Below are 26,520 nucleotides of genomic sequence, written 5' to 3' on the forward strand. Positions count from 1 at the left end.
GTGATATGCACCTGATCTCCTAGCATGGCGTCCCTCCCGTCCCGGCGGTCGTCGCACACCGAGGAGTCGCATGTCCCGAGCAGCACACCGGTCCGCCGCCCTGGCCGCCGCGCTGGCCGCGGCCGTCTTCCTGTCGGCGCCGGCCCCCGCGGCCGCGCCGGCCCCCGACCGCGCGGACACCGACGCCGAGGTCACGGCCGGGGAGGCGGCCCTGATCGGCGAGGAGCACGCGCTCGCCCACTCCGAGCGGCGCCGCGCGGCCCGGGGCGCCGACGGCTACCCGCAGGCCACCCGGACCGCGAGCCTGGCCGCGCTCACCGATTCGCAGGCGCTGGCCAACAAGGGCTTCCGCCCGGCGGAGTCGGGAAGGTTCGCGGAGTTCTTCCCCTCCCCCGACTTCGGGGTCCACCTCGCCCAGCTGCCGACCGGCAAGGTGCTGCTCTTCTCCTTCGAACGGGTCGAGACCGACCCCACCAAGGAGACCGGCCCCACCGACCGGATCGGCCGGACCAACGCGGGCCGCGCCTTCCTCTGGGACCCCTCCAGGGGCACCGGCGCGCGGGCCTTCAAGGAGGTCCGGCCGCCGACGGTGCTGATGCCCGACGGCACGTACACCCCGCGCCCCGCCCCGTTCTTCTGCGCCGGGCACGCCTTCCTGCCCAACGGGATGCTCGCGGTCTTCGGCGGCAACACCGGCGGCAAGGGCGGCAGCGGCGCGAAGCTGTCCTTCGTCTTCGACCCGTGGACCGAGCACTGGTTCCGCAACCGGGACATGTCGGTGGGCCGCTGGTACCCGTCGGCCGTCACCGGCGCCGACGGCCGCCAGATCATCATGTCCGGCCAGTCCGAGCGCGGTACGGGCACCCCCACCCCGGTGGTGGAGCGCTTCCCGGCGAAGGGGCTGCCGGTGCCCCGGCGGCCGTTCGACATCCCGCTGGACATCGCGGTCGACCGGTTCCAGGCGGACGCGCCCTTCCGCAACGACTACCCGCACCTGTTCTCGCTGCGCGACGGCATGATCTACGGGCTGGGCCGGGACGCCGACCAGCAGTGGCTCTTCGACCCGGTCAAGGAGACCCGCCGCGACCTGCCCCGGCGCCCGGCGGACTTCCGCGGCTACGGATCCGCCGTACCGCTCCCCGCGGGGCTGCGCGGGCCGGACTCCGTGCTGGTGCTGGGCGGGGACCCGCACGATCCCAACACCTACCGGCTCGCGGGCGGCCGGTGGACCACCGAGCGGCCCCGGGCCTTCGGCCGCACCCAGGACGACACCCTGATCCTGCCGGACGCGACCCTGCTGACCGTCAACGGGGCGCTGAGCACCCGCGACTACGGCAACGGCCCCTTCAACCCCAAGGCCGACCTCAAGTACCGCCAGACCGAGCTGCGCGACGCCACCGGGCACTGGCGGCTCGGTCCGGCCCAGCGGCTGCCCCGGGGCTACCACTCCAACGCCCTGGTGATGCCCGACGGACGGGTGATGGTGACCGGGGACGAGCTCCAGCAGATCGCCAACGACCCCGACATCCGGGACTCGATGGACGGCAGCATCGAGATCTACGAGCCCCCGTACCTCCACAAGGGCGGCGCCCGGCCGGCCCTGGACCGCGCGCCCCGGGGCGAACTCGCCCACGGCGCCGCCTTCGAGGTGCGCAGCTCCACCGCCGCCGCCGTCCGGCGGGCCGTGCTGCTGGCGCCGACCACGGTCACCCACGCGGTCAACACCAGCCAGCGGCACCTGGAGCTGCCGCTCACCGGGGTGCGCGGCGACACCGTCGGCCTGCGGACCCCGCCGACGGCGGCGGACGCCCCGCCCGGGTACTACATGCTGTTCCTGCTCGACGCGCGCGGGGTGCCCAGTACGGCCAAGTGGGTGAAGCTCGGCCTGCGCTGACGGCCTGACCAGGGCACTCGCCGGGCGCGTCGCCCGGATGGGTGTGCGGCGGGCCCCCCGGCACGACACGCCGCCGGGGGGCTCGTAGCGTCGTCAGCACCCGGGCCGCCGGCCCGCGAGGGACCCGGAGGACCGGGTCAGGGGGGTCTCCCGACGAGAGGCCGTACCGATGGGAAGCGACGTCTCCATAGCCGGCCTGCTCCGGATCCACCGGGGCAGCGCCCAGCCCGAGGAACTGGCGGCGATCACGGTGGTGGTCGCCTGCCTCGCGGGCCGGGCCGCGCAGGCCCGGCCCGGGCCGGGCCGGGGCGCGCACCACCGCCCGCCCCCGCGGCCCGCGGGCCACGGCTGCTGGGCGGGGTGCTGGGCCTGCCGCTGAGCGGGCCCCGTCCTTCGGTGGCAGCGCCCTCAGGAGCGGCGCAGCAGCCGCGTCATGGCGTCCGTGAGCTCCCTGCGCGGGTCGGCCGCCGGGCCCTCGGAGCGCCAGGCCACGAACCCGTCGGGGCGTACGAGGACCGCGCCGTCGGCGGGCAGTTCGTGGAGCCGGTCCCAGCCGGGCGCGCCGTCCGGCTGGACCAGGTCGGCGTCCGGTGCGGAGCCGACGGTGTAGGCGTCCAGATGTGCGCCGAGTTCCCGCGCGACCTGCCCGGCCGCCTCCTGCCAGGGCGTGCCCGGGCTGCTGAGCAGCACGAACGAGGTCTCGTACAGGTCCAGCGACGAGATCCGCCGGCCTGCCCGGGTGAGCCACATGTGCGGTGCCCTGGTGCCGATGTCGCCCTTGAGGCGCATCTCCTCCGGGATGACCGGCCGCGAGGGGTCGCCGCCGAGGACGGCGCCGCTCGGGTAGCAGTAGCCCATGGCCGTGGTGAGGACCCCGCTGCCGGGGCCTCCGCCCATGGTGGGCGGGGGTACGTACCCGGGGTGGCTGTGCTCGGCCGAACGGGCGGAGGCGCGCTCGCTGGTGGCGCGGGCGACGGGGAGGCGTTCCTCCTCGTAGCTGTCGAGCAGGCGGGGGCCGGCGGAGCCGTTCAGTACCGCCGCGATCTTCCAGGCGAGGTTGTGCGCGTCCTGGATGCCGGTGTTGGAGCCGAAGGCCCCGGTCGGGCACATCTCGTGGGCGGCGTCGCCCACCACGAAGACCCGGCCGACGGAGTACTGCTCGGCGACCCGTTCGGCGGCGTGCCAGGGGGCCTTGCCGCCGACCTCCACGTCGAGGTCGGGCAGCCCGATGGCCTCGCGGATCTGCGTGACGCAGCGTTCCTCGGTGAAGTCCTCCAGGGTCTCGCCCGTCTCCGGGTGCCAGGGGGCGTGGAAGACCCACTGGGTCTCGTTGTCCACGGGCAGCAGTGCTCCGTCGGCGCCCGGGCGCATCAGGTAGCAGACGATGAAGCGCAGGTCGCCGAGGGCTTCGGCGAGGCGCTCCGAGCGGAAGACGATGCTCACGTTGTGGAAGAGCTCGCCGTTGCCCGTCTGGCGGATGCCGAGCGCCTCCCGGACGGGGCTGCGCGGGCCGTCGGCGGCGATGAGGAAGTCGGCGCGCACGGTGATGTGCTCGCCGGTCTCCCGGTTCTTCACCAGGGCGGTCACTCCCGTGGCGTCCTGGTCGAAGCTCATCAGTTCGGTGGCGAAGCGCACGTCGGCGCCCTGGGCGCGGCTGTGCGCGGCCAGGACCGGCTCGATGTTGTTCTGGCTGCACAGGCACCAGCCGGTCGGGCTGAAGCGGGCCAGCGCCCCGGAGGGGTCGACGGCCTTGATGAGCCACTTGTGCTCGCCGCCGACGAGGGCCTGGGTCTGCAGGATGCCCTGATTGGCCTCCAGCGCGGAAGCCTCCTCTCGGATGGCGGGTTCGACGCCCGCCGTCCGGAACAGTTCCATCGTCCGGGCGTTGATCCCCCGTCCGCGCGGGTGGACGGAGGTCCCGGCGTGCTTCTCGACCACCATGTGCCTGATGCCGTGACGGCTCAGGAACAGCGAGGTGGAGAGGCCTACGAGGGAACCGCCCACGACGAGGACCGGTACGCGGACATCGGCATGCTCTTCCATCGGCTGCGGACTCCTGTTTCGTGTGGGGGGCAGTGGACGCCTTATGCCCCCGATCAGGGTTCTTGCCCTGGCGAGTCGCGTCTTGTCACCCGCTTGATCCGGAGATGTCGCGATCCGTACCCGGCCGGATGACGATGAGCGACAGCGGCGGACCCACTTGGGCCACACCGTCCGCCGTTCCCTACCGCGCAGGCCCGCGCGGGGCCCGCCGGGCCCGCGCCACCGGCGGTCGCCGCCGACGAGCACCGAGTCGCCCACGCGCCGGTCCCAGGCCCTCACGAAGGAGTGAGCAGATGACAACCACCCTGTCCGAACGGGTGTCTCAGTCCGCCTTCGACGGCTCCATGCTGCGGGTCGTCCTGCTGATGGACCTCCACGAGGGTGCCCAGCAGCGGTTCTTCGACGCCTACGAACAACTGCGCCACGACATCGCGTCGGTGCCGGGCCACCTCGGCGACCAGCTCTGCCAGTCCTTCGCGAACCCCTCCCAGTGGCTGATCACCAGCGAGTGGGAGAGCGCCCCGCAGTACCTCGCCTGGGTGAACAGCGAGGAGCACGTCGCGCAGGTGAAGCCGCTGGGCGCCTGCGCCCGCTCGATGCGGCCGCTGACCTTCACCGTCCTGCGCGAGACCGGCAAGCGGTACGAGGCGCCGGAGCGGGCCTCGGGCCGGCTCCAGGGCGCGCCCCGGCTGGGCGAGGGCGTCGTCCGGCACGCGCTGACCTTCACGGTGAAGCCGGGCAGCGAGGAGAAGGTCGCCGGGATCCTCTCCTCGTACACCTCCCCGGCCGCCCGGGTCGACGACCACACCCGGCTCCTGCGCACCTCCCTGTTCATGCACGGCAACCGGGTCGTGCGGTGCGTGGAGGTGCAGGGTGACCTGACGGCTGCGCTGCGGCACGTGTCGGAGCAGCCCGAGGTGCGGGCCGTCGAACAGGCCATCAATCCTTATCTGGAGCAGGACCGGGACCTGTCCGACCCGGAGTCGGCGCGGATGTTCTTCATGCGCGCGGGCCTGCCGGCCGTCCACCACGTGGCCGCGCACGGGCCGCGGCCCGACGAGGTGACGCGGCACGCGCTGTTCTACCCGGCGAAGGCGGGCTGCGGCCCGCTCGTCGCCCGCTTCCTGGCCCGCCAGGACGAGACGGCCGCGAAGGTCCCCACCTCCCCGGTGCTGAGCAGCAGCATCTTCCAGCGCGACGACGTGGTGGTGCGCCTCCTCGACGTCAAGGGCCCGGCCGACGGCCGCTTCGCGGCGGGCTTCGGCATCGAGGGGCCCCGCAAGGCGGCGGTGCTGAACCGCCTGCTGGCCGGGGCGCCGGGCACCGGGCCGGCCGCGCCCCACCCCATGGACCTGATCACCGACCGCCGGGCCCCGGCGCAGTCCTGATCCGGACGGGCCCGCCCCGGGCACGCCCCGGACCCGGCCCCCGCACCACCACCGTCACCACCCGGCAGCCCACGCTCACGCCAAGGCTCCGATCCGCCAGGAGGAAGTCAGCATGACCAGACATCAGCCGCGCATCGTCGACCTCAGCGAGACCCAGCCCAACCGCAGGCGCGGAGGGGACCTGCGCGCCGTGCTCACCCCGACCTCGGTGGGCTCGACCAGCGGATTCATGGGCCTGGCGGTGATGGCCCCCGGCGAGTCGATCGCCGAGCACTACCATCCGTACTCCGAGGAGTTCGTGTACGTGGTCGCCGGGACCCTGGAGGTCGACCTCGACGGCGAGACCCACCCGCTGCGCACCGACCAGGGCCTGCTGGTCCCGCTGAACATGCGCCACCGGTTCCGCAACGTCGGCGGCACCGAGGCCCGGATGGTCTTCCACCTCGGCCCGCTCGCCCCGCGCCCGGAACTCGGGCACGTGGACACCGAGGAGGCGCCGAACCCGGACGCCACCGCGTGGGCGGAGCGTCCGCCGGAGCGCTCCGGGGTGGTCTCGTGACGCGCCGGCGGGTGGCCGTCACCGGGGTGGGCGTCGTCGCCCCGGGCGGCATCGGCACCGCCGCGTTCTGGGACCTGCTGTCCAACGGGCGTACGGCGACCCGTGGCATCACCCTCTTCGACCCGTCCGGGTTCCGCTCCCGGATAGCCGCCGAGGTCGACTTCGACCCCTGTGAGCACGGCCTCACCGAGGACGAGGCGGCCCGGGCCGACCGCTACATCCAGTTCGCCCTGGTCGCCGCCCGCGAGGCGGTGGCCGACGCCGGGCTGGAGCTCGACGGCGAGAGCGCCTGGCGCACGGGCGTCTCCCTCGGCACCGCGGTCGGCGGTACCACCCGGCTGGAGCACGACTACGTCGCGGTCAGCCAGCGGGGGTCGTGGTGGGACGTGGACCACCGCCTCTCCTCCCCCTTCCTGCACCGCGCGTTCACCCCCGCCACCCTCGCCTCGGCGGTGGCGGAGCAGACCGGGGCGCGCGGCCCCGTACAGACCGTCTCCACCGGCTGCACGTCCGGGCTCGACGCCGTCGGGTACGCCGTGCACTCCATCCAGGAGGGCCGGATGGACGTGTGCGTCGCCGGCGCGTCGGACTCCCCCGTCTCCCCCATCACCGTGGCCTGCTTCGACGCCATCAAGGCGACCTCGGCGAACAACGAGGACCCGGCGCACGCCTCCCGCCCCTTCGACGCCGACCGGGACGGGTTCGTCCTCGGCGAGGGCGGCGCGGTGCTGGTCCTGGAGGAGCTGGAGCACGCCCGGGCCCGCGGGGCCCGCGTCTACTGCGAGATAGGCGGCTACGCCACCTTCGGCAACGCCCACCACATGACCGGGCTGACCACCGAGGGCCTGGAGATGGCCCGGGCGATATCGACCGCCCTGGCGCAGGCCAGGATCGACGCGCGGGACATCGACTACGTCAACGCGCACGGCTCCGGCACCAAGCAGAACGACCGCCACGAGACGGCGGCCGTCAAGCGGGTGCTCGGCGACCACGCCTACGAGACGCCGATGACCTCCATCAAGTCCATGGTGGGGCACTCGCTCGGCGCCATCGGGGCGATCGAACTCGCGGCCTGCGTGCTGGCCATGAAGCACCAGGTGGTGCCGCCGACCGCGAACTACGAGACCCCCGACCCCGAATGCGACCTGGACTACGTGCCGCGCACCGCCCGCAGCCACACCCTGCGCAGCGTGCTGTCCGTCGGCAGCGGCTTCGGCGGATTCCAGTCCGCCGTGGTCATGTCCCAGCCCAAGGAGGTACGCGCGTGAACAGACCTACCGCCGGCGCGCCGGTGGCCGTCACGGGCATCGGGGTCGTCGCGCCCAACGGGATCGGCGCCGCCGCCTTCTGGAAGGCGACCCAGGCGGGCGAGAGCGTCCTGGACCGGGTGACCCGGCAGGGGTGCGAGCACCTGCCGGTGCGGGTCGCCGGCGAGGTGCGGGGCTTCGAGCCCGGGGAACTGGTCGAGGACCGGTTCCTCGTGCAGACCGACCGGTTCAGCCACTACGCGCTGGCGGCGGCGGACCTCGCGCTGGAGCACGCCCGGCTGGGCCGGGCGGACTACGAGGACGATCCGTACGCGGTGGGCGTCGTCACCGCGGCCGGCTCGGGCGGCGGCGAGTTCGGGCAGCGCGAGCTGCAGCGGCTGTGGGGGCAGGGCCCCCGCTACGTCGGCCCGTACCAGTCGATCGCCTGGTTCTACGCGGCCAGCACCGGCCAGGTCTCCATCCGGCGCGGGTTCAAGGGCCCCTGCGGGGTGGTGGCGAGCGACGAGGCGGGCGGGCTGGACGCCTTCGCGCACGCCGCCCGCGGGATCCGCCAGGGCAGCCGGGCGATGCTGGTCGGTGCGACGGAGGCACCGCTCGCCCCGTACTCGGTGGTCTGCCAGCTCGGGTACGAGGGGCTCAGCACCGCCGAGGACCCGGAGCGCGCCTACCGGCCGTTCACCGCGAAGGCCTGCGGCTTCGTCCCGGCGGAGGGCGGAGCCATGTTCACCGTCGAGGACGCCGCGGCGGCCGAGCGGCGGGGCGCGCCGGTGCGGGCCCTGCTGGCCGGGCACGCCGCCACCTTCACCGGGCCGGGCAGGCCGGAGGAGTCGGGAGAGGGCCTGGCCCACGCGATCCGCGGCGCGCTGCGGGAGGCGGGGCTGGCTCCCGAGGAGGTGGACGTGGTCTTCGCCGACGCCCTGGGCACGCCCGAGGCGGACGCGGCGGAGGCGAGGGCGATCCGGGAGGCGCTCGGCGCGCACGGGGCGAAGGTGCCCGTGACCGCTCCCAAGACCGGTACCGGGCGGGCGTACTGCGCGGCCGGCACCCTCGACGCGGCCGCCGCCGTGCTGGCGCTGGAGCACGGCGTCGTCCCTCCCACCCCGAACGTCTTCGACGTCTGCCACGACCTCGACCTGGTCACCGGCAGCGCCCGCGTCGCCCCTCTGCGGACCGCGCTCGTGCTGAGCCGGGGCCGGATGGGTTCGAACGCGGCCCTCGTCCTCCGCAAGGGGCCCGGACCCGGAGCCTAGGGACCGGCACCCCCGTTCGTCAGGGCCGGCCGCGCCAAGGGCCCGGCCCCCGGAAGCAGGAAAGAGAGAAGGCACCATGTCCGACCGACTGACCCTGGAAGAGCTGGCGACGCTCATGAAGACCGCCGGCATCACCGTCGACCCCACGGAGCTGGCGAGCCGCCCGGACTCCCGGTTCGACGACTACGGCCTGGACTCACTGGGCCTGCTCGGCATCGTCGGTGAGCTGGAGAACCGGCGGGGCCGCGCGCTGCCCACGGACGCGGACCGCTGCAAGAGCCCGCGCGAGTTCGTCGACCTCGTCAACAACAGCCTCATGACCGGAGCCTGACATGCCTGGACACACCGACAACGAGATCGTGGTCAAAGCGCCCATCGACGTCGTGTGGGACGTGACGAACGACCTGCCCAACTGGCCGAAGCTGTTCAGCGAGTACGCCTCGATCGAGATCCTGGAGAAGACCGGGAACACCACCCGGTTCCGGCTCGCCATGCACCCGGACGAGAACGGCGTGGTGTGGAGCTGGGTCTCGGAGCGGACGGTGGACCGCGCGGGCCTGACGGTGAAGGCCCGCCGGGTCGAGACCGGCCCGTTCGCGCACATGGACATCCACTGGGAGTACGGCGAGGTGCCGGGCGGGACCCGGATGCGCTGGGTCCAGGACTTCGCGATGAAGCCGGACGCGCCGATCGACGACGCGGGGATGACCGACCGCATCAACCTCAACTCCCGGATCCAGATGGAACTCATCCGGGACAAGATCGAGCAGCGGGGCGGCCGCAAGGCCCCGGCCGGCCGCCGCTGAGGGCTCCTCCTTCCCGGTCCCCACCAGTCGAAAGGCACACCTCCCGATGCACCAAGCCCTCATCGTGGCCCGTATGGCACCCGGTTCGGCGCCCGACATCGCCGGCCTGTTCGCCGCCTCGGACGCGGGTGAGCTGCCCCACCTGGTCGGGGTCAGCCGCCGCAGTCTCTTCCAGTTCGGGGACGTGTACATGCACCTGATCGAGGCCGACCGGGACCCCGGTCCGGCCATCGCCCAGGTCACCGGGCACCCGGAGTTCCGCGACCTGAGCGAGCGGCTCTCGGCCTTCGTCAGCCCCCACGACCCGAAGACGTGGCGGAGTCCGAAGGACGCGATGGCCCAGCGGTTCTACCTCTGGGAGCGGGACGCCGCCCGGTAGTCCGTACGGGTGCCCAAGCCGGCGCCGCACCTTCCGGGGCGGCCTGGGCACCCACGGCCGCGCGCGCCGGCCCCGCCCGCTTCACGGCTCGTGACGGGGGGAATTCGGCAGGTAGTTTTTGAATGAATACCTGACTGAATTCCCGTCAACAAGGTTCCACCTTATATCTCGATTTGATAACGAGATCCCGGAAAAGGCCTGGACCTTTGACTCGCAACGCGCGTAACTCGCTTGGTTTCAAAGCAAATTGACAGTTCATCAAATCAGACAACAAGGTAACGGATAGATTTCCCGGACCGGTCTCCCGTTTGTCCGAATCCTCCGAGCCGCTCATCTGGCAAGCTTCCGCGCACCCACTCTCCTGACATGGACTTGAGGTGCGCATGACAGCACGATCCACCGGCCGGCGCCGTAAACCCGGCCACCGGCGCAAACCCCGGAAGCTGATACTCCTCACCGCCGCCATGGCGTCGGCGGCGGTACTCGCGGGAGGCATCGCCTACTCCCGCATCGGCGGCGACGCCGAGGCGACCACGACCGCACTGGCCGAGGCACCCGCCGCGGCCGCCGAACCGGCCGCCGCGCCGGCCCGGGACGCGGAACCGGCTCCCCTCGCGAAGGCGCCCGCGAACGAGGGCGAGCGCGGCATGGTCTACGACGGGCTGGAGACGGCCCCGAAGGGCGACCGCTGCGTCGGCGTCTACCGCACGAAGGCGGGCCTGTGCACCCACGGGCCCGACGCTCCCCCCGGGGGCGTCGACATCAAGAAGGACGTCGAGCCCGTCGTCCGCACCAAGGCTCCGGCGGCCGACCCCGCCGCCCCGGCAAGCGCCGACCCGGCGGCCGGCGAGGGCGGCGGGCGTCCTCAGGACGCGCCCGCCGCCGACGCCCGCAGCGCCGCGAGCGCCAAGGCCCCGGCCCCGCCGGCCTCCGGGAGCCAGGCGGTCGCCGCCGGGCCGGCCGGACAGACCGTCCAGTGCGACGGCGACGGCAGCACCGGCAACCGCGTCCAGGTCGTGTACGTGCACGGCCCCGGCCGCGACCGGTACGCCGAGTACGTGGCCTCGTTCCGCAAGTGGGCGGCCGACGCCGACCTCATCTACGCGGCGAGCGCCAAGGAGACCGGCGGCGTCCGGCACATCCGCTACGTGACGGCCGCCGACTGCACGCCCTCGGTGCTCAACATCGAGCTCCCCGACTCCGCGCTCTCGGAGTTCAGCGCCACCAACAACGCGCTGGCCGGCAAGGGCCTGGACCGCCGGGACCGCAAGTACATGATCTTCGCGGACACCCAGGTCTACTGCGGCATCGGAACCTTCAACGGCGACGAGCGGCCCGGCCAGAACAACCTGAGCAACTTCGGCCCGTCCTACGGGCGTACCGACTCGGGCTGCTGGGGCGGCCACACCGCCGCGCACGAACTCGGCCACAACCTGGGCGCGGTCAACAACAGCGCGCCCAACACCAGCCGGGGCGCGCACTGCACCGACGAGTGGGACGTCATGTGCTACTCGGACACCCCGTACTACCCGCAGATGCGCAACATCTGCACCAACAAGGCGTCCGAGAACATCCTGGACTGCAACCACGACGACTACTTCCACACCAGTCCCAAGCCCGGCAGCTACCTGGCCACGCACTGGAACATCGCCGACAACCAGTTCCTGATGCGGAACGCGGGCGGGGGCGGTACCAACCCGGACCCGAACCCGAACCCGTCGCCGACCGCGAAGCCCAGCCCGTCCCCCACCAAGAAGCCCTCGGGCGCCCCGGCGGTGACGGCGGGCCAGATCCAGTCCGACTCGGTGGTGCTGAGCTGGCCGAAGGCCGAGGGCGCCGCCTGGTACCAGGTGCTGCTGAACGACAAGCACCTGACCTGGGTCCAGTCCACCTCCCTGCGCGTCTACAACCTGAAGCCCGGCACCGCGTACACGGCCGCCGTGTCGGTCCGCGACGGCTCCGGCCGTGACAGCGGCCCCGGCAAGGCCGCGTCGTTCCGCACGGCCGACACGGGCGGCGGCGCCACCACCCCGGGCACCCGCTACGTGCTCGGCAACGGCAGCAGCGGCATGGCCGCCGAGCTGTGGGGCGGGCGCACCGCCGACGGAACCGTGCTCGTCGCCAACCGGACCAACGGCTACGCGCAGCAGCAGTGGTACTTCGACGACGCGGGCAACGGGACGGTACGGATCAAGTCCGCGGCGTCCGGCAAGTGCCTCCAGCCCGGCGGCGCTCCCGCCGCGGGCATGTGGGTCGCGCAGCAGCCCTGCGGGAACTCCGCCGCCCAGCAGTGGCGGGTGGCCTCCCGCGACGGCGCGGTGACCATCACCGACGCCGGCGGCGGCTTCGCCCTGACGGTCAGCAACCGGCCCTACTACGGGACCTGGCTGCTCGACCTCCAGCGCGCGGACGGCCGTCCGGCGCAGGTCTGGACGGCCCGCAAGGCCGGCTGACCCAGCCCCTCGAACCGGCGGGCGGCCGTACTCCCCTACGGCCGCCCGCCCCTCGTCTTCCCCTCCCGCACCTCCCCTCACCTGGAGCACCGTGCCGATGCGCCGACACCTCCCGAACCTCCCCGCCCTGGCCCTCGCCGCACTCACCCTCCCCCTGCTGTGCCTCGTCCTGGCCATGGGCGCCGCGGGGCCCGCCCACGCCCACGGCGACACGCTGAAGGTGGTCATCACCGGTCAGCGGGACGGCCGTGTCACCGCCGACGTCACCTGGGAGAACGACGGTGACGCCGTCGAGGAGGCCGTGGCCGCCACCGTGAACGCCGCCAGCCCCGACGGGAGCCGTACGGAGGGCCCGTGGCGGCTGGTGCGCGACGCCGGCCGGGCCGCGGGGTGGATCACGGCCGAGGCGCTGCCGCCCGGCACGTGGAAGGTGACCGTCGACGCGGGCTTCCCCTCGCTCGGACACACCCACAAGGAGATCGCGGTTCCGGCCGTGGACCCGGCACCGTCGGCCCCGGCCCCCTCCGCGCCCCCCGCTTCGACCCCCTCGGCCCCCACAGCCCCCACAGCCCCGGCAGGCGCCGCCGCACCGCCCGCCTCCCCGACGCCCGCGCCGTCCGGCGGGTCCGGCGGGTCCGGCGGCTGGTGGACCACCGCCGGGGTGGCCGGGATCGCCCTCGCCGGCGCGGCGGCCGGGATCTTCCTGCGCCGCTCCCGTCGCTGACGGAGTGTCGCCCGCCCGGCCCGGCGGCGGGCGAGCATGGTGGTCCCCGGAACGGCTCGACGGCGTACACGACGAGAGACACGGCTGGGGACTGCACATGAAGGCCACGGAGGTACTGGCGGACGGCTTCGGACGCATCCGGGAGGTGGTGCACGAGGCGGTCGAGGGGCTCACGGCCGAGCAGTTGAACGCCCGGCTCGACCCGGCGGCGAACTCGATCGCCTGGCTGGTCTGGCACCTGACCCGGGTGCAGGACGACCACGTCGCCGAGGTCGCGGGGCTGGACCAGGTCTGGCTGGCGGACGGCTGGGCCGACCGCTTCGGCCTGCCGCTGCCCGTCGACGGCATCGGCTTCGGACACACCGCCGCCGAGGTCGGCAAGGTCCGCGCCGACTCCCCCGAGCTGCTGCTGGGCTACTACGACGCGGTCCACGAGCAGAGCCTGCGCTTCGTGCGGGGCCTGGCCGCCACCGACCTCGAACGGATCGTCGACGAGCGCTGGGACCCGCCGGTCAGCCTGGGCGTACGGCTCGTCAGCGTCCTGACGGACGACCTCCAGCACGCGGGCCAGGCCGCCTATGTCCGGGGCGTCCTCCAGCGCGCATCCGCATAGCGGGAAATCGGACGCCGTGTACGTCCAGGGCGACGTCTCCGACGCCGGGGACGCGCGGCGGATCGTCCGCGCAGCGATCGACGCCTGCGGCCGGCTCGACATCCTCGTCAACAACGCCGGTGTGACCCGCTTCGTGCCGCTCGACGACCTGGAGGGCACGGACGCCGCCGCCTGGCGGGAGATCTTCGACGTCAACGTGGTCGGCGCCTGGCAGATGATCACCGCCGCCGTCCCCCACCTGCGGGAGTCCGGGGCGGGCTCCATCGTCAACGTCTCGTCGGTGTCCGCCACGCGGGCCCTCGGGAGGGCGCCCGGACTGATCGACACGCCCTGGTACGACGGGGCGCAGGAGGTCTGGGAGAACTCCCGCGAGTGGATCACGACCAGCACCCCGCTGCGGCGCGCGGGCGCCCCGGAGGACGTCGCCGAGGCGGCCCTCTACCTGGTGAACGCCGCCTGCACGACGGGGGACGTCCGCACCGTCGACAGCGGCCGCCACATCGTCTGACCCGGTCAGGGGCCGGCCGGGCGGTACGCGGCGCTGGCGTGGCCCGCCTCGACGGCGATGTCCAGGGCGCGGCCGGCCGAGGGGTCGTCCAGGGCGTCCTCCGCCTCGCAGCGCCCCGCGCCCGCACGGCAGCTGACGCGGTAGCGGGTGTCCGTGGGCAGGACGAGCTCCAGGCTGCCGGCCCCGGCGCGTGCGGTGACCTGCTCCGGCGGTGCCGCGAAGCGGGCGTCCGCCCGGCCGGCTCCCGCGCGGATGTCGGCCTGCGGGACGGTGAGGCCGGTGGCCCGCAGGGTGCCGTCGCCGACCCGCGCCCGCAGGGGTCCGCGCAGGTCGGCCAGGACCAGCGTGCCGGCGCCCGTCTCGGCGTCGACCGCCGCGGCCATGCCGCTGACGCTGATCCGGCCCGATCCGCCGGAGACCTTCAGCGGGACCCCGACGGGCACGGTCACCGCGAGCCGGACCGAACAGCCGAGCCCGGCGGCGACGGTGAGGGAGTCGCCGGGGCAGTGCGGGGTGAGCCTGAGGGTGTCGCCGAGCCAGCTCTCCTCGACGACGGGCTCCTTGAACGACCAGGCGAGGTCGGCCCGGTAGCCGACCTCCTGGTCGCCGCGCGGGGTGACGGCCACCTCGGAAGAGCCCGCCACGACCTCCACGGCGGTCACCGCCCGGCCGCCGCTGCCCCCGACGGCCGTGCCCCTGCGTACTCCGACACCGGTCCCCGCCTGCCAGGCGGCCGCCGTCACCACCAGGACGGCGCTGAGCGCGGCGGCGGTGTGCCAGGCGAGGCGCTGCCCGCGGCCCCCGGCGGCGGGACGGGTCACGGCGTGCCGTCCAGGAAGCGCAGCACGGCGAGGACCCGGCGGTGGGCCTCGGCGGCCGGGGGCAGGTCGAGCTTGGCGAAGATGTTGTTGATGTGCTTGGCCACCGCGCTCTCGCTCACGACGAGTCCGGCGGCGATCGCCGCGTTGGAGCGGCCTTCGGCCATGAGGGCCAGTACGTCGCGCTCGCGCGGGGTGAGCCGCTCCAGCGGGTCGGGGCCGCCGCGGCGCAGCAGGAGCTGGGCGACGACCTGCGGGTCGAGGGCGGTGCCGCCGGCCGCGACGCGCCGCAGGGCGTCGATGAACTCCTCGACGTCGGCGACGCGCTGCTTGAGCAGGTAGCCGATGCCCGCGCCGTTCTGGGAGGACAGCAGGTCGGCGGCGTAGCGCTCCTCCACGTACTGGGAGAGCAGCAGCACCGCCGTCCCCGGGTGCTGACTGCGGATCATCAGGGCGGCCCGGACGCCCTCGTCGGTGAATCCGGGCGGCATCCGGACGTCCACGAGCGCGAGGTCGGGGCGGTGTTCCTCGACGGCGGCCAGCAGGCCTTCGGCGTCGCCGGTTTCGGCGGCCACCTCGAATCCGGCCATTTCCAGGACTTTGACAAGACCTATCCGCAGCAGGACGGAGTCCTCGGCGATCACAGCCCGCACGGCAGCTCCACAGTGACGGTGGTCGGGCCCCCGAGGGGGCTGTTGATCAGAATCGTTCCGTCGACCGACCCTACGCGCTTGCGCAGGCCGGTCAGTCCGGTGCCGCCCGCCGGGTCGGCGCCGCCGACGCCGTCGTCGGTGACGACGACGCGCAGCAGGTCGCCCCGGCGGCCGCCCGCGACGCGGATGACGTCGACCGAACAGCGTTCCGCCCGGGCGTGCTTGGCCACGTTGGCGAGGGCTTCGGAGACGACGAAGTAGGCGACGGCCTCGACGGTGGGGCCCGGCCGCTCGGCGAGGTCCACGGTGAGTCCGACGGGCAGCGGGGCGCGGGCGGCGATCCCGGAAAGGGCGGCGTCCAGGCCCCGGTCCTCCAGTACGGCCGGGTGCAGGCCCCGTACCAGGTTGCCGAGTTCCTCGATGGCTTCCTTCGCCTCCCGGTGGGCCTCGTCGATGACGGCCCTGGCCTCGGGCGGCAGGTCGGTGAGGGTGGCGCGGGCGATCCCGAGGTTCATGGCCAGGGAGACCAGGCGCTGTTGGGCGCCGTCGTGCAGGTCCCGTTCGATGCGGCGGCGTTCGAGGTCGGCGGCGTCCAGGACGCCGGCCCTGCTCTCGGCGAGGACCTCGACGCGGCGCTGGAGTTCGCGGGCCCGGTTGGGGCCGAGGAGGGCGGCCGCGGCGGTGGCGTCGAGGCGGGTGAGGGCCGCCGCCATCCAGGGGGCGGCGAGCAGGGCGAGCACGCCGATGACGGTGACGGCGTCGTACTGGTTCGTCCAGCCCGGGGAGGGGAGTCCGCCGTCGGAGGGGAGCAGCCAGTACCAGGCGTAGACGGAGGCCGCGGCGGCGCCGCCGGCCCAGGTGAGGACGAGTACGGCCGCTCCGGCGGCGGCGAGCGGGCTGACGACGAGGTGGTAGCCGTACTGGCGCCAGGTCGACTCGGAGCGCAGCCGCTCGGCGAGTCCGCGTACGGTCGCCCAGCGGTGTTCGTGGACGACGGGCGGCACGTCCAGGCCGAGCAGCGTCCGGAAGCGGCCGCGCTGGAGGAGCGTCAGCAGCGGGCGGAGCGCGAGGACGAGGAGCAGCGGGAGGGAGCTGTGGCCGGGGAGGGCGACGAGGGTGACGGCGCCGAGTACGAGGGGCAGGGCGGGCGGGATCGCGGCCGTGCTGAAGGCCGTGTTGCGCCAGGCCCACGCCGACCAGGGGGCGTGCGACGCGATCCAGGTGTACGTACGCCTCAGCGCGCCGCGGTTTGCCATGTCCATACGGTAAGCGGATGGATCACGGGGTCACCACCACCCTGGCATCCGGCCGGGGGTGTACCTGGCACCACCCCCGGTCGGGACGGTGGAGCTACTGATCTTCTCCTTGCGGGCCAGCAGAGTTGTGGTGTGCCCGGCGGACGGACCGCCGGACCGGAAGGAGACCCGCAGCCATGGCCGTCATCGCCCCGCAGTTCCAGACCAGCCCCCGGTCCGCGGGAGTGCGCGGACGTGCGCCGCGGCTCGCGACGGTGCTCACCGGGGCCGGGCTGGCGCTGCTGCCGTGGATGGTGGCGCTGGCGCGGACGCTGCCGCAGACGGCGGAGGTGTCCAACTGGCCGGCCGCCTGGATCGGCTTCGACGCGCTGCTGGCCGCCGGCCTGACCGGGACGGGGATGCTGCTGCGCAAGGGGGATCCGCGGGTCCCGGCGGTGGCGGGCGCGACGGCCGCGCTGCTGGCGGCGGACGCCTGGCTCGACGTCACCACCTCGGCGGGTACGGCCGGGCAGGGCGCGGCGGTGCTGATGGCGCTCGTCGCGGAGCTGCCGCTGGCGGTGGCCTGCGCGGTGGTGGCCGCGCGGCGCACCGCCTGACGGGCGGCCGGAGCGCTGCTACTCGATGACGAGCTCGACGGGGATGTTGCCCCGGGTGGCCTTGGAGTAGGGGCAGACCTCGTGGGCCTGCTTGACCAGCAGGGTGCCGGTCTCGCCCTCCAGGTGGGCGGGGAGCTCGACGCGCAGGGTGACGGCGAGGCCGAAGCCGCCGGCGTCCTGGCCGATGGAGGCCTCCGCCGTGACGGACACGTCACCGGTGTCGACCTTCGCCTGCCGGCCGACCAGGCCGAGGGCGCTGGCGAAGCAGGCGGCGTAGCCGGCGGCGAAGAGCTGCTCGGGGTTGGTGCCCTGGCCGTTGCCGCCGAGCGCCGGGGGCATGGCGAGGGGCAGGTCGATCTGGCCGTCGGAGCTGACGGCGCGGCCCTCGCGGCCGTTGGCGGTGGCGACGGCGGTGTACAGCGCGTCCATCGGGAGGTCCTTTCACAGGGGCGGGGCGGCCGGTGGCCGGCCCTCGACCACAAATAGAGCACACAATTCAGTTGTGCACAACTCAATGGCTCGCAAGTCGGCTCCGGTACACTGGGGCGCATGACCGAGCAGCCCGCCGACATCCTCCGCGAACCCCTTCGCGACCAGGACTTCCTCCGCCTCGACGGACAGATCTGCTTCGCGCTGGGCGCCGCGAACCGCGCCTTCGGGGGCCTCTACCGGATCGTCCTGAAGGACCTGGGGCTGACCTACCCCCAGTACCTGGTGATGCTGGTGCTCTGGGAGCACGGCACGATGCCGGTCAAGCAGCTCGGACAGCACCTGCGGCTCGACTCGGGCACGCTCTCGCCGCTGCTCAAGCGGCTGGAGGCGGCCGGCCTGATCCGGCGCGAGCGCAGCGCCGAGGACGAGCGGTCGGTGCACGCGGTGCTCACCGGGGAGGGCTCGGCCCTGCGCGAGCGGGCCGTGGAGGTGCCGCGCCGGATCGCGAGGGCGACCGGGTTCGAGCTGGCCGAGATCCGCGAGCTCCAGCAGCGCCTGGGCCGCCTCACGACCGCCCTGGACGCCGCCGTCGAGTCGGCCGAGGCCGCCCCCCGGGACTGACGGGCCGGGATCAGGAGGCGGGGTCGCGCTCCATGGCGGGGCGCAGGCGCTCCAGCAGGGCGTAGAGGGCCGCACCCTCCGCCTCGTCCAGCACGTCGAGCGCCCCGCGGGTGGCCTGCATCTCCTCGCGCACCCGGCGCATGACGTCGCGGCCCTCGTCGGTCGCCACGACGTTCTTGACCCGGCGGTCCCGCGGCGCGGGCTCGCGCCGCACCAGCCCGCGCGCCTGGAGCCGGTCCACGATCCCGGTGACGTTCGAGGCGTCACAGGCGAGCAGGGCTGCCAGGCCGCGCATCGGCACGGGCCCGTCGAGCTGGGCGAGGACCTTGGCCTGCGTGGAGGTGAGCCCGTGGCGGGCCGCCGCGGCGGCGAAGTCGCGCCACTGGGCGGTGCCGATGGCCGCGAGCAGGTCCAGCAGTTCCAGCTTGGTGGGGCGGTGCGGGGCGGTGGTGCTCATGGCCGGGAGCCTAGCCGAGAATCGTTGAGATTATCAACCTTTTACTTGACCACCTTAAGTATCTCTGGCTACCTTCACCGAAGTACTTGATGACATAAAACATCTGCGTTCTGAAACATTGAGAAGGTCCCCCCGCCATGAGCTCCGCCGCATCCGCCCCCGCCGAAGCGAGGAACGGGAACGAGACGGTCATCGTCTTCGCCCTGAGCCTCGCCGCCATGGTCGTGTCGATGATGCAGACCCTGCCCGTACCGATCCTGGGCCTGATCCGCAACGACCTCGGCGCCTCCACCGCCAACGTCAGCTGGGTGACCACCGCCACCCTGCTCTCCGCCGCCGTCTTCACCCCGCTGCTCGGTCGCTTCGGCGACCAGCACGGCAAGAAGCCCACTCTGGTGGCCGTCCTCGGCGTGATGGTGGCGGGTTCCGTGGTGGCCGCGCTGGCGACCTCCCTGCCCCTGCTGATCCTGGGCCGGGTGCTCCAGGGCGCCGCAACCGCGATCTTCCCGCTGGCGCTGTCCGTGCTGCGCGAGGAGGTCCGGCCGCAGAAGCTGCCCGGCGCCATGGCGCTGGTCAGCGGCACGCTCGCGTTCGGCAGCGGCCTGGCGCTGGTCGCCACCGGCCTGCTGACCTCCGGTGACGGCGCCGACTACCGCAACGCCTTCTGGATGGCGACCGGCTTCGCCGTCGTGGCCCTGCTGGCCGTGGTGTTCCTGGTCCCCGCCACCCGGCACAAGACCGGCGGACGCACCGACTTCCTCGGCGCGCTGACCCTCGGCATCGCCCTGCTGCTGCTCCTGCTGCCCGTCTCCCAGGGCCACGAGTGGGGCTGGTCCTCCGCCCGCACCCTGGGCAGCTTCGCAGGGGCCGCCGTCATGACGGCCGTCTGGGTCCTGGTCGAGCGCAAGGTCGCCGAGCCGCTCGTCGACATGAAGATGTTCGTCCACCGCCCGGTGCTGATGGCCAACCTGGCCGGCATCCTCGTCGGCTTCGGCATGTTCGCGAACTTCCTGGGCGTCTCCTACCTCGTCCAGATGCCCGAGAAGCTCACCGGCTACGGCTTCGACGCCTCCATCCTGCGCGCCTCCGTCCAGTTCCTGCTGCCCGGCGCGATCGTCTCGCTGCTCGCCTCCCCCGTCGGCGGCCAGCTGGTGCGCCACCGCGGCCCCCGCCTCGCGCTCGCCCTGGCCGCCGCGCTCGGCGCCGCCGGCTTCGGCTGGCTGGCGCTCGACCACGGCCACACCTTCTCCGTGATCGGCGCGGGCCTCGTCGTCGGCGCGGCCGTCAGCTTCGGCTACGCCGCCATGCCCGCGGTGATCATGTCGAGCGTCCCGCACCACCAGAGCGGCATCGCCAACGGGATCAACTCCATCTCCCGCTCCACGGGCAGCGCGATCGGCAGCGCCATCGTCACCACGATCCTGGCGTCGAAGACCGTCGAGCACCTGCCCGAGGGCGTCCCGCCGCTGCCGGCCGAGTCCGGATTCACCCTCACCTTCTGGATCGGCGCCGCCGCGTTCGCCCTCGTCGCGCTGATCAGCTGGCTCGGCCTGCGATCCGGCCACGGCCCCCGCGTGGTCCGGGCGGCCGCCCCGGCCCCCGCGCCGTCGAAGGCCGCGGAGACCGCCGACGCGGCCTGACCTCCCGTCAAGCTCTCCCCCGCTGCCCCCGGTCCCCGCGGACCGGGGGCAGCGGCACGTCCGCGACCCTCACCCGGAACCCTCCCGTCCGCGTTGTCAGTGGGGCTCGCTAGTCTCCCCGCATACCGCAGCTCAGCAGGGCGCTCGCGCCTTGTTCCGGGCTGCGCAAGACCGATTTCGGACAGGCGGAGGGGCGCGCGCTGATGGGCTGGCTGGCGTTGGACGAGGGGTACGAGATCTCCCTCGTGGAGGGGAAGGTCGCGGTACGGCGGCCCGAGGGGCGGCAGTTGAAGGCACTGCCGAAGGCGCTGCGCGACCACCCCGAGGTGGACCGGCTGCGCCGGCTCGCCGAGTGGCTGGAGCGGCACCGGGCGGCCTGCGCGGCCCAGGTGGACACCTGGATGGTGTCCTCGCTTCCGGTGCCGACCGAACTCCTCGCCCGGGTCTGGCCCGACGAGGCCTGGCAGGCCGCGCTGCGCGATCTCGCGGTCGTTCCCGACAGCGACCCCGACGAGGTGGGCTTCCTGCGCGACGCCACCGCCGACGGCGAGCTGAAGGTGGTCAATCTCGACGGCGAGACCGTACGCCTCTCCCCGCGCACGGTGACCCTGCCGCACCCGGTGCTGCTGCCCGACCTGGACGACGTACGGGAGTTCGCGGCCGAACTGGACATCACCCAGCGGGTCGAGCAGATCCACCGGGCCACCTGGGAGAAGCCCGGGGACCTGGAGCCGGCCGCGACCGAGGTGCGCGATTACGCGGGCGGGGTGTTCCCCACCCGGTTCGGCCTCGCGGCCCGCGCCACGAGCCTCGGCTACCGGGTCTCCGGCGGCTACGCCACCTGCAAGGTGCGCGACTCGGGCCGGGCCGTGGAGGCGGCCGTGTGGATCGGCGAGCCCTACTGGGACGACGAGACCGCCACCGGGGCGCTGAACTGGCACGACGAGGACGGCCGGGCGGTACGCCTCGGCGAGGTCGGACCGGTGGCCTGGTCCGAGGGCATGCGGATGGCCGCGGCGCTGTACGCCGGGCGCAGGATCGAAGAGGGCGGGGACGAAGCGTGAGCACCACCGACACCACCGACACCACGGGCGCGGCCGGGCGCGCCCCCGGCGAGGGCGCCGGACTGCTGGCGGCGGGCGCCGTCCTGCCCGTCGGCACCACCGGGGCGGGCGCCTCGGCGGTCCCCCTCACCGCGCGGGCGTACCGCCACCCGGCCCTCGGGGACGAGCGCGTCGTGATCCGCCTCGCCGCGGCCGAGCTCGGCGCCGCCGAGGACCTCGCCGCCGGCTTCCTGGGCCTCGTACCGGACGGCGAGCCGCAGGTCGTCGGCCTCGGCCGGCGCCAGGCGCTCGGCTTCCCGGAGTGGGTGCTGGTGCACCACCCCGAGGACGGACACCACGCGCTGGCCGTGGTCCCCGAACTGGACCGGCTGGCCCGGCAGGCCAAGACCAAGCCCAAGGCCGCCCTCGACGCCTGCAACGAGCTGGCCGACCGGCTCGCCGCCGCCGTCCCGCACTTCCTGCCCGTCTTCTACGAGCAGGCCGCGCGCGTCTTCCTCGCCGTCGAGAACACCACCTACGCGGCACAGCTGTTCGGCCGCGCCCGCACCAGCGAGGCCCGCTACGGGCTGGCCGTCGACGAGGACCGGCTCGACGCCGTCTTCCTGGAGTTCGCCCTGGCCGGCGCCCTGCCGGTGAAGGTGCTCACCGGCTACGGCAAGGAGCTGGCCCAGCGGGTCTCCCCCGAGCAGGCCTTCGAGCGCTTCCGCCGCCTGTGCGTACGCCGCACCGCGGGCGGGCTCGCGCCGTCCGCGCAGGCCGCCGTCGAGCTGCGCCGGCTGGCCCGCGCGGCCGGGCTGACCGGCAGCGTGCCCGAGCAGGACTACCTCGCCGAGCTGCTGCCGCTGCCCGCCACCCTGCGCGCCGCGGCCGGCTGGTGGAAGGCCCACCGCACGGCGCTCGTCGCCCTCGCCAAGCGCGTCCCCGCGGTACGCGGGACCCTGCTCGGCATCACCCCCTCCGGCGGGGGCGACGCCGGCGAACTGGCCGGCCTGTGGCTGGAGGTGCTGGAGGAGTCCGGCGCCACCGCCGGGCTGGCCGACGCGGACCTGCCCGCCGAGGAGCGCTGCGCCGACGGCACCGCGGGCTGGCTGGAGCGCTTCCACACCGCCCGGCACACCGGCTGGGGCACCCCGCCGCCGCTGCCCGCGCTGCTCCCCCTGATCGACCGCTGCGCCGGCGTGCTGCGCGCCGAACTCGCCCTGCCGGGACGGGAGGAGGGCCTGCGCCTGGGCCTGCAGGACGTGGACCTGCTCGACCTGCTGCTCGCGTCCGGCCTGACCGTCGCCGACCCCGGTCCGAACGAGGCGCTGGGCCTGGACGGCTGGGCCCGTTCGGCCGAGCGGCGCGACCTGCGGGCGCTGTGCGCGGACGAGCGGATGCGTCCGGCCTTCTTGCGCACCCTGGACCGCTTCAACACCCACATGTCGACCGACCGCGGGACGGTGCGGCACCTCGCCGAGGCCCCCGGCAGCGCCCCGCTGGTGGCCGAGTGGGTCCGCCGGGTGGCCGGCGAGTCCACGGCGGCGGCGCTGCCGGAGCTCCCCGAGGCGCTGCGCCGGCTCACCTGGCTGCCCTCCGAGGCCCTCGCCCTCGCCCCCGAGGAGGTGTCGCGGGCCGCGTCCGCCGACCTGGGCGAGATCCTGGCCCGCACCCTGCGGGGCGGTCTGTTCGAGGAACTGGTCTGGCCGGCCTGGGAGGCCGCCGTCACCGAGCTGTCGCCCGGCCGGGGCCGCACGCCGCTGACCGTGATGGACGCCTGGCCGTACGTCATCGTCGCCAACTCCACGCAGGTCCGGGTCATCGGCGCCGACTCCACCGTGCTCACCCACGACCTGCGGATCCCCCCGGGCGACCGGTACAACCACGGCTTCCACTACACCGACGGCGACCTGCTCGTCTTCTGGACCTCCTACGACGGCCCGGTCCGGGGCTACTGGCTGAGCGCCCCCGACGACGTCATCACCCTGGACTCCGCCGCCAACTACTGGTCGGTGCGCTCCGAACACGTCAGCCTGGCGCTGCCCGGCGGCGGCCGCACCACCGGCGGCGCCGCCCCGCTGCACGCGGGCGACAGCAGGCTGCCCGCCGAGCAGGCGGTCATCACCGACGGGACCTCGTACTGGGTGTGGGACCAGGGCGGCCGTCCGGGCGACTGGGGCTGGACCGAGTACGACCCGGCCACGGGCGTGCTGGGGCGGCGCTCCCTGCCGGGCTTCCTCGCCGAGGCCCTGGACGGCCACCCGAGCGGCAGCGTACTGAACGACCACGTCGGCCAGAACTGGCTGCGGCCGACGCCCGCCGTCGAGGGTTCCGTGCTGGGCACGCCCGTGGACGGACTGCTCGGCTGGCGTGTCGTGCACGTCCGGGGCGAGGGCTGGCACGGCTCCGACAACACCGGGCGCTCCGTCACCGTGCGCGAGGGCGGCCCCCTCCCGCGCGCGGCCGTCGCCTTCCCCGGGGACGACCGGCCGCGCGCCGTGTCCCGGGACTGGCGGACCCTGGCCCTCACCGACCCCGAGGGCGCCGTCACCTGCCGGGTCACCTCCGACCACAACGGCGGCCTCTTCTGGACCGGCCACACCGAACTCCCGAAGCTCGCCTACTGGTACTGCCTGCGGCCCCGCGACCCCGAGGGTTCGAAGGCGCTGCGCGCGATCGACGGGCACGCCGCCGGGGCCCTGCTGGCGGCCGCCGCCCGGGCGGAGAAGCGCACCGACCTGCCCGCCCTGGTCAGCGCGGCCCTGCCCGCCGTCAGCGCGCCCGCGCTGCTCGGCGGGGTGGTCGACACCCTCCGCTCGGCGCTGTCCCAGCGCAAGGCCCTCGCCAAGGTGGCGGAGGCTCTGAAGCCGGCCCCGGAGCGCCCGAAGCCGCCGGTCCAGCGGGGTCCGGCCGACCAGCTGGTCGACCGCGCGCTGCACGGGCTGACGGGCACCCCGTACCACCGCCACTTCGGCGGGGACTCCGACGGGACGTTCCGCTTCCTGCGCGCCCTGGCGGCGGCCGTCGCCGACACCGCCGCCGAGGCGGTCCCGGGCCTGCTGCACGTGGACACGCCGAAGATCGCCCAGTCCTCCTTCCCCTGGGCCGGGCTGTTCCTGGACGCCCCCGCGGCGGTCGCCTACCGCGCGGTCGTCACCGGCGAGACCACCGAGGAGGAGCGGGCGGCGCTGCTGCGGATGCTCGCCGAGGTGGACGCCCTGGGCCTGGCCTCGGCCGGGGCGTCGGCCGAGCGGTGGCGGCGCGTCCGCGTGCGGATCGACACCGCCCACCTGCTGGGGGCCGACGGCCGCGAGCGCGGCCGGGGCAGCCGGCACCGCGCCGTGCTCGCGCTCGGCGGCGGCGCCGTGCTCGCCCTCAACGAGCAGACCCTGGAGTTCCCCCGGGGCCGCGAGTTCGACGCGTTGCTGCACGACCCGGCGGGCGCCTTCACCGTGCCCGCCCCCTACACCGCGTCCGGGGCGGCCGAACCGGCCGGCGACCGCGGCCGCGGCGCGGACTGGACCGCCGCCTTCCTGAAGGAAGCGGCCGAGCGCGGCCCGGCACCCTGGTTCCCGGAGGCCGCCGAGGAGTTCGCGCGGCTCACCGGGGTCTCCTCCGCCGTGGCCCGGTTGGTCCTCGCGGGACTGCCGTACCTGGACTCGTACGAGCGCGGCTTCCTGCCCGCCGGGCTGCGCGACACGCTCCGGCTGAAGGCCGGCGAGGCCGTGAACGCCCGCGACGACCTGAAGGAGCTCGGCGTGGAGGTCCGGCGCGCCCTGGTCGCGGCGCTGCTGCCCGCCGACCCGGCGCGGCTGTGGACGGACGGCCCGGACGCGGCCGCCGCCGCGCGGGTGTGGAACGAGCGCGTGGGCCGCCGTACCCCCGTGCCCGAGTGGCTGCTCGCCGAGGCCGCCAAGGACGTGCGCGGCGGCTGGGCTCCGCACCGGGCACTGCCCGCGCTGCTGGACGCGGCCGCGTCCGAGGTGCTGTCCACCGATGTCGCGTGGACGGTCAAGGGCGACCACGTGGAGCCCGCCGTCCCGGTGGCCCAGCCCTTCGACGCGGGCGTGCTGACGGGTGCCGCCGCCCTGACGGCCTGGCTCGCGCACCGGCTGCCCGCCGGACATCCGCTGCGGGCCTGCCTGCCTCCCGTGCTCACCGCGCTGCGCCAGCGCCTGGCCCACCCCGAACTGCTGCTCAGCGTCGGGCACTACATCCGGCTGCCCGACTTCCGCAAGGCGGCCGGCACCCCCACCGAGAGCGGCGAGGGCTACGAGCGGTACGGCGCGGTCGTGCTGGCCACGCACGACTCGCAGCCCCGGCCCGCGGTGCGCCCCGCGCTGCTGGACTCGACCGGCTCCGACCCGTACCTGCCGCTGCTGCGCGGCACCGAACAGCAGCCCTCCGGGGCCGAGACGGCGCTGCGCCTGGTCCAGGACCCGGCGTTCGCCGCACTGCTCGCCGACCCCGGGGCGCCCGTCGCGGGCGGCCTCGACAAGGAGGGGACCTGGTGGCCGCAGGACCCGTCGCGCAGCGTGCCGGAGCTGGTGGCGGAGGTGTCCGGGGCGTACGGGCTGGGCGCCGACGCGGCCGCGCTGTACCTGGCGCTGCTGGCGATGCCCGACCCCACCGACCGCAACACGGCGCGCTGGACGGGCTGGAAGCCGGCCCGGATGAAGGCCGCCCGCGCCGAACTGGCCGCGACCGACCTGGTGGTGGCGGCCGTCCGCTCCCGGGCCGGGCGCTCCCTGTTCCTGCCCGGCGGCTGGACCGAGCCCGGCTCACCGGTCCTGCCGGTCGAGGCGTGGAAGCTGCCCATGTACGCCCTGGCCGCGGGCGGCCATCCGGCGCTGGGCGTGCTGGTGCCCGCCGAGCCGGCCGCGGACCTGTTCCGCCGGGCCTGGGCGCGGGTCCGCGAGGGCGACGTACCGCGCTTCGAGGAGCTGAAGGTGAAGCGCGCCGGCGCCCGCCGGCGCTGACCCGCCCGCCCTCCGGCGAGCGGATCCGGTGGGGGGGGGGGGGGAGGGGGGGGCGCGGCCCCACCGGGGCCCGCCCGCCCCCCTTCCGTACTTCTTGGCACCAGAGGGGATGGGAACTGATGAGCGTCCACGAAAAGGCC

24 protein-coding genes are annotated in these 26,520 nt (G+C 74.4%); 18 read left to right on the forward strand and 6 right to left on the reverse strand.

Features of this window, described 5'->3' with window-relative positions:
- The first annotated feature begins 70 nt into the window (after positions 1-70).
- On the forward strand, positions 71-1,894 hold the full coding sequence (locus ACZ7IF_RS33975; protein ID WP_470979641.1) for a glyoxal oxidase: 1,824 nt from the start codon (positions 71-73) through the stop codon (positions 1,892-1,894).
- A gap of 169 nt (positions 1,895-2,063) precedes the next feature.
- Positions 2,064-2,273, forward strand: a complete 210-nt coding sequence (locus ACZ7IF_RS33980) for an acyl-CoA carboxylase subunit epsilon (protein WP_470979644.1) — start codon at positions 2,064-2,066, stop codon at positions 2,271-2,273.
- Positions 2,274-2,302: 29 nt separating this feature from the next.
- Here ACZ7IF_RS33980 and ACZ7IF_RS33985 read toward each other — a convergent pair whose 3' ends face one another.
- Positions 2,303-3,937 carry an FAD-dependent oxidoreductase gene (locus tag ACZ7IF_RS33985; RefSeq protein WP_470979646.1) on the reverse strand — a complete coding sequence of 545 codons (1,635 nt, stop codon included), beginning with the start codon at positions 3,935-3,937 and terminating at the stop codon, positions 2,303-2,305.
- 293 nt (positions 3,938-4,230) lie between these two features.
- Between ACZ7IF_RS33985 and ACZ7IF_RS33990 the strand changes: the two genes are divergently transcribed.
- The 11 genes from ACZ7IF_RS33990 (at position 4,231) to ACZ7IF_RS34040 (ending at position 13,885) form a co-directional block, all read left to right on the forward strand.
- The gene (locus ACZ7IF_RS33990) at positions 4,231-5,325 is read left to right on the forward strand and encodes a SchA/CurD-like domain-containing protein (protein ID WP_470979649.1); all 1,095 of its coding nucleotides are present in this window, start codon (positions 4,231-4,233) and stop codon (positions 5,323-5,325) included.
- Positions 5,326-5,437: 112 nt separating this feature from the next.
- Positions 5,438-5,884, forward strand: coding sequence for a cupin domain-containing protein (locus ACZ7IF_RS33995; protein ID WP_470979652.1), 447 nt, complete (start codon positions 5,438-5,440; stop codon positions 5,882-5,884).
- Complete coding sequence (locus ACZ7IF_RS34000) at positions 5,881-7,152, forward strand: beta-ketoacyl-[acyl-carrier-protein] synthase family protein (protein WP_470979655.1); 1,272 nt, start codon at positions 5,881-5,883, stop codon at positions 7,150-7,152. Before ACZ7IF_RS33995 ends, ACZ7IF_RS34000 begins: the two co-directional genes overlap by 4 nt.
- Positions 7,149-8,402, forward strand: coding sequence for a beta-ketoacyl synthase N-terminal-like domain-containing protein (locus ACZ7IF_RS34005; RefSeq protein WP_470979658.1), 1,254 nt, complete (start codon positions 7,149-7,151; stop codon positions 8,400-8,402). The genes ACZ7IF_RS34000 and ACZ7IF_RS34005 overlap by 4 nt, the downstream gene beginning before the upstream one ends.
- 76 nt (positions 8,403-8,478) lie before the next feature.
- Entirely contained in the window at positions 8,479-8,733 is a 255-nt protein-coding gene (locus tag ACZ7IF_RS34010; protein WP_007262353.1) for an acyl carrier protein, read from the forward strand.
- Position 8,734: 1 nt separating this feature from the next.
- Complete coding sequence (locus ACZ7IF_RS34015) at positions 8,735-9,208, forward strand: SRPBCC family protein (RefSeq protein ID WP_470979662.1); 474 nt, start codon at positions 8,735-8,737, stop codon at positions 9,206-9,208.
- A gap of 46 nt (positions 9,209-9,254) precedes the next feature.
- The gene (locus tag ACZ7IF_RS34020; protein ID WP_470979665.1) at positions 9,255-9,587 is read left to right on the forward strand and encodes a TcmI family type II polyketide cyclase; all 333 of its coding nucleotides are present in this window, start codon (positions 9,255-9,257) and stop codon (positions 9,585-9,587) included.
- Positions 9,588-9,970: 383 nt separating this feature from the next.
- Positions 9,971-12,040, forward strand: coding sequence for an RICIN domain-containing protein (locus ACZ7IF_RS34025; protein WP_470979668.1), 2,070 nt, complete (start codon positions 9,971-9,973; stop codon positions 12,038-12,040).
- A gap of 97 nt (positions 12,041-12,137) precedes the next feature.
- The gene (locus tag ACZ7IF_RS34030) at positions 12,138-12,764 is read left to right on the forward strand and encodes a hypothetical protein (protein ID WP_470979671.1); all 627 of its coding nucleotides are present in this window, start codon (positions 12,138-12,140) and stop codon (positions 12,762-12,764) included.
- A 97-nt stretch (positions 12,765-12,861) separates the two neighbouring features.
- Positions 12,862-13,377: a mycothiol transferase gene (locus ACZ7IF_RS34035; protein ID WP_470979674.1), complete on the forward strand. Its 516-nt coding sequence runs from the start codon at positions 12,862-12,864 to the stop codon at positions 13,375-13,377.
- Positions 13,378-13,393: 16 nt separating this feature from the next.
- Entirely contained in the window at positions 13,394-13,885 is a 492-nt protein-coding gene (locus ACZ7IF_RS34040) for an SDR family NAD(P)-dependent oxidoreductase (RefSeq protein ID WP_470979676.1), read from the forward strand.
- Between the two features lie 5 nt (positions 13,886-13,890).
- Here the strand turns inward: ACZ7IF_RS34040 and ACZ7IF_RS34045 are convergent, their stop codons facing one another.
- From ACZ7IF_RS34045 to ACZ7IF_RS34055, 3 genes are read right to left on the reverse strand one after another with little or no spacing between them, the layout of a single operon-like run.
- Complete coding sequence (locus ACZ7IF_RS34045; RefSeq protein ID WP_470979679.1) at positions 13,891-14,706, reverse strand: DUF4097 family beta strand repeat-containing protein; 816 nt, start codon at positions 14,704-14,706, stop codon at positions 13,891-13,893.
- A complete protein-coding gene (locus ACZ7IF_RS34050; RefSeq protein WP_470979682.1) occupies positions 14,703-15,356 on the reverse strand; it encodes a response regulator transcription factor in 654 nt (217 codons plus the stop codon). The genes ACZ7IF_RS34045 and ACZ7IF_RS34050 overlap by 4 nt, the downstream gene beginning before the upstream one ends.
- The gene (locus ACZ7IF_RS34055) at positions 15,344-16,612 is read right to left on the reverse strand and encodes a sensor histidine kinase (protein WP_470979685.1); all 1,269 of its coding nucleotides are present in this window, start codon (positions 16,610-16,612) and stop codon (positions 15,344-15,346) included. Before ACZ7IF_RS34055 ends, ACZ7IF_RS34050 begins: the two co-directional genes overlap by 13 nt.
- Before the next feature lie 176 nt (positions 16,613-16,788).
- Here ACZ7IF_RS34055 and ACZ7IF_RS34060 point away from each other — a divergent pair, with 176 nt between their 5' ends.
- Positions 16,789-17,208 carry an LPXTG cell wall anchor domain-containing protein gene (locus ACZ7IF_RS34060; protein WP_470979688.1) on the forward strand — a complete coding sequence of 140 codons (420 nt, stop codon included), beginning with the start codon at positions 16,789-16,791 and terminating at the stop codon, positions 17,206-17,208.
- Positions 17,209-17,226: 18 nt separating this feature from the next.
- Here ACZ7IF_RS34060 and ACZ7IF_RS34065 read toward each other — a convergent pair whose 3' ends face one another.
- Entirely contained in the window at positions 17,227-17,637 is a 411-nt protein-coding gene (locus tag ACZ7IF_RS34065; RefSeq protein ID WP_007262362.1) for an organic hydroperoxide resistance protein, read from the reverse strand.
- Between the two features lie 120 nt (positions 17,638-17,757).
- Between ACZ7IF_RS34065 and ACZ7IF_RS34070 the strand changes: the two genes are divergently transcribed.
- The gene (locus ACZ7IF_RS34070) at positions 17,758-18,261 is read left to right on the forward strand and encodes a MarR family winged helix-turn-helix transcriptional regulator (protein WP_470979691.1); all 504 of its coding nucleotides are present in this window, start codon (positions 17,758-17,760) and stop codon (positions 18,259-18,261) included.
- A 10-nt stretch (positions 18,262-18,271) separates the two neighbouring features.
- Here the strand turns inward: ACZ7IF_RS34070 and ACZ7IF_RS34075 are convergent, their stop codons facing one another.
- On the reverse strand, positions 18,272-18,718 hold the full coding sequence (locus tag ACZ7IF_RS34075) for a MarR family winged helix-turn-helix transcriptional regulator (RefSeq protein WP_470979694.1): 447 nt from the start codon (positions 18,716-18,718) through the stop codon (positions 18,272-18,274).
- A gap of 137 nt (positions 18,719-18,855) precedes the next feature.
- Between ACZ7IF_RS34075 and ACZ7IF_RS34080 the strand changes: the two genes are divergently transcribed.
- The 3 genes from ACZ7IF_RS34080 to ACZ7IF_RS34090 all read left to right on the forward strand — a co-directional run bounded on the left by ACZ7IF_RS34080 (position 18,856) and on the right by ACZ7IF_RS34090 (position 26,380).
- Positions 18,856-20,358, forward strand: a complete 1,503-nt coding sequence (locus tag ACZ7IF_RS34080) for an MFS transporter (RefSeq protein ID WP_470979697.1) — start codon at positions 18,856-18,858, stop codon at positions 20,356-20,358.
- Between the two features lie 203 nt (positions 20,359-20,561).
- A complete protein-coding gene (locus ACZ7IF_RS34085) occupies positions 20,562-21,422 on the forward strand; it encodes a DUF4132 domain-containing protein (protein ID WP_470979700.1) in 861 nt (286 codons plus the stop codon).
- A complete protein-coding gene (locus ACZ7IF_RS34090) occupies positions 21,419-26,380 on the forward strand; it encodes a DNA-binding protein (protein ID WP_470979703.1) in 4,962 nt (1,653 codons plus the stop codon). Before ACZ7IF_RS34085 ends, ACZ7IF_RS34090 begins: the two co-directional genes overlap by 4 nt.
- The last annotated feature ends 140 nt before the right edge of the window (positions 26,381-26,520 follow it).

This window comes from Streptomyces sp. NPDC037421 (genome assembly GCF_055602105.1).

Bases quoted from the DNA above. Each gene is read 5' to 3' on its own strand.
- ACZ7IF_RS34025 (WP_470979668.1), top strand. From the start codon at position 9,971: ATGACAGCACGATCCACCGGCCGGCGCCGTAAACCCGGCCACCGGCGC.
- ACZ7IF_RS33975 (WP_470979641.1), top strand. From the start codon at position 71: ATGTCCCGAGCAGCACACCGGTCCGCCGCCCTGGCCGCCGCGCTGGCC.
- ACZ7IF_RS34015 (WP_470979662.1), top strand. From the start codon at position 8,735: ATGCCTGGACACACCGACAACGAGATCGTGGTCAAAGCGCCCATCGAC.
- ACZ7IF_RS34055 (WP_470979685.1), bottom strand. From the start codon at position 16,612: ATGGCAAACCGCGGCGCGCTGAGGCGTACGTACACCTGGATCGCGTCG.
- ACZ7IF_RS34075 (WP_470979694.1), bottom strand. From the start codon at position 18,718: ATGAGCACCACCGCCCCGCACCGCCCCACCAAGCTGGAACTGCTGGAC.
- ACZ7IF_RS34085 (WP_470979700.1), top strand. From the start codon at position 20,562: ATGGGCTGGCTGGCGTTGGACGAGGGGTACGAGATCTCCCTCGTGGAG.
- ACZ7IF_RS34070 (WP_470979691.1), top strand. From the start codon at position 17,758: ATGACCGAGCAGCCCGCCGACATCCTCCGCGAACCCCTTCGCGACCAG.
- ACZ7IF_RS34020 (WP_470979665.1), top strand. From the start codon at position 9,255: ATGCACCAAGCCCTCATCGTGGCCCGTATGGCACCCGGTTCGGCGCCC.
- ACZ7IF_RS34035 (WP_470979674.1), top strand. From the start codon at position 12,862: ATGAAGGCCACGGAGGTACTGGCGGACGGCTTCGGACGCATCCGGGAG.
- ACZ7IF_RS34010 (WP_007262353.1), top strand. From the start codon at position 8,479: ATGTCCGACCGACTGACCCTGGAAGAGCTGGCGACGCTCATGAAGACC.
- ACZ7IF_RS33985 (WP_470979646.1), bottom strand. From the start codon at position 3,937: ATGGAAGAGCATGCCGATGTCCGCGTACCGGTCCTCGTCGTGGGCGGT.
- ACZ7IF_RS33980 (WP_470979644.1), top strand. From the start codon at position 2,064: ATGGGAAGCGACGTCTCCATAGCCGGCCTGCTCCGGATCCACCGGGGC.
- ACZ7IF_RS34080 (WP_470979697.1), top strand. From the start codon at position 18,856: ATGAGCTCCGCCGCATCCGCCCCCGCCGAAGCGAGGAACGGGAACGAG.
- ACZ7IF_RS33990 (WP_470979649.1), top strand. From the start codon at position 4,231: ATGACAACCACCCTGTCCGAACGGGTGTCTCAGTCCGCCTTCGACGGC.
- ACZ7IF_RS33995 (WP_470979652.1), top strand. From the start codon at position 5,438: ATGACCAGACATCAGCCGCGCATCGTCGACCTCAGCGAGACCCAGCCC.
- ACZ7IF_RS34030 (WP_470979671.1), top strand. From the start codon at position 12,138: ATGCGCCGACACCTCCCGAACCTCCCCGCCCTGGCCCTCGCCGCACTC.
- ACZ7IF_RS34065 (WP_007262362.1), bottom strand. From the start codon at position 17,637: ATGGACGCGCTGTACACCGCCGTCGCCACCGCCAACGGCCGCGAGGGC.
- ACZ7IF_RS34060 (WP_470979688.1), top strand. From the start codon at position 16,789: ATGGCCGTCATCGCCCCGCAGTTCCAGACCAGCCCCCGGTCCGCGGGA.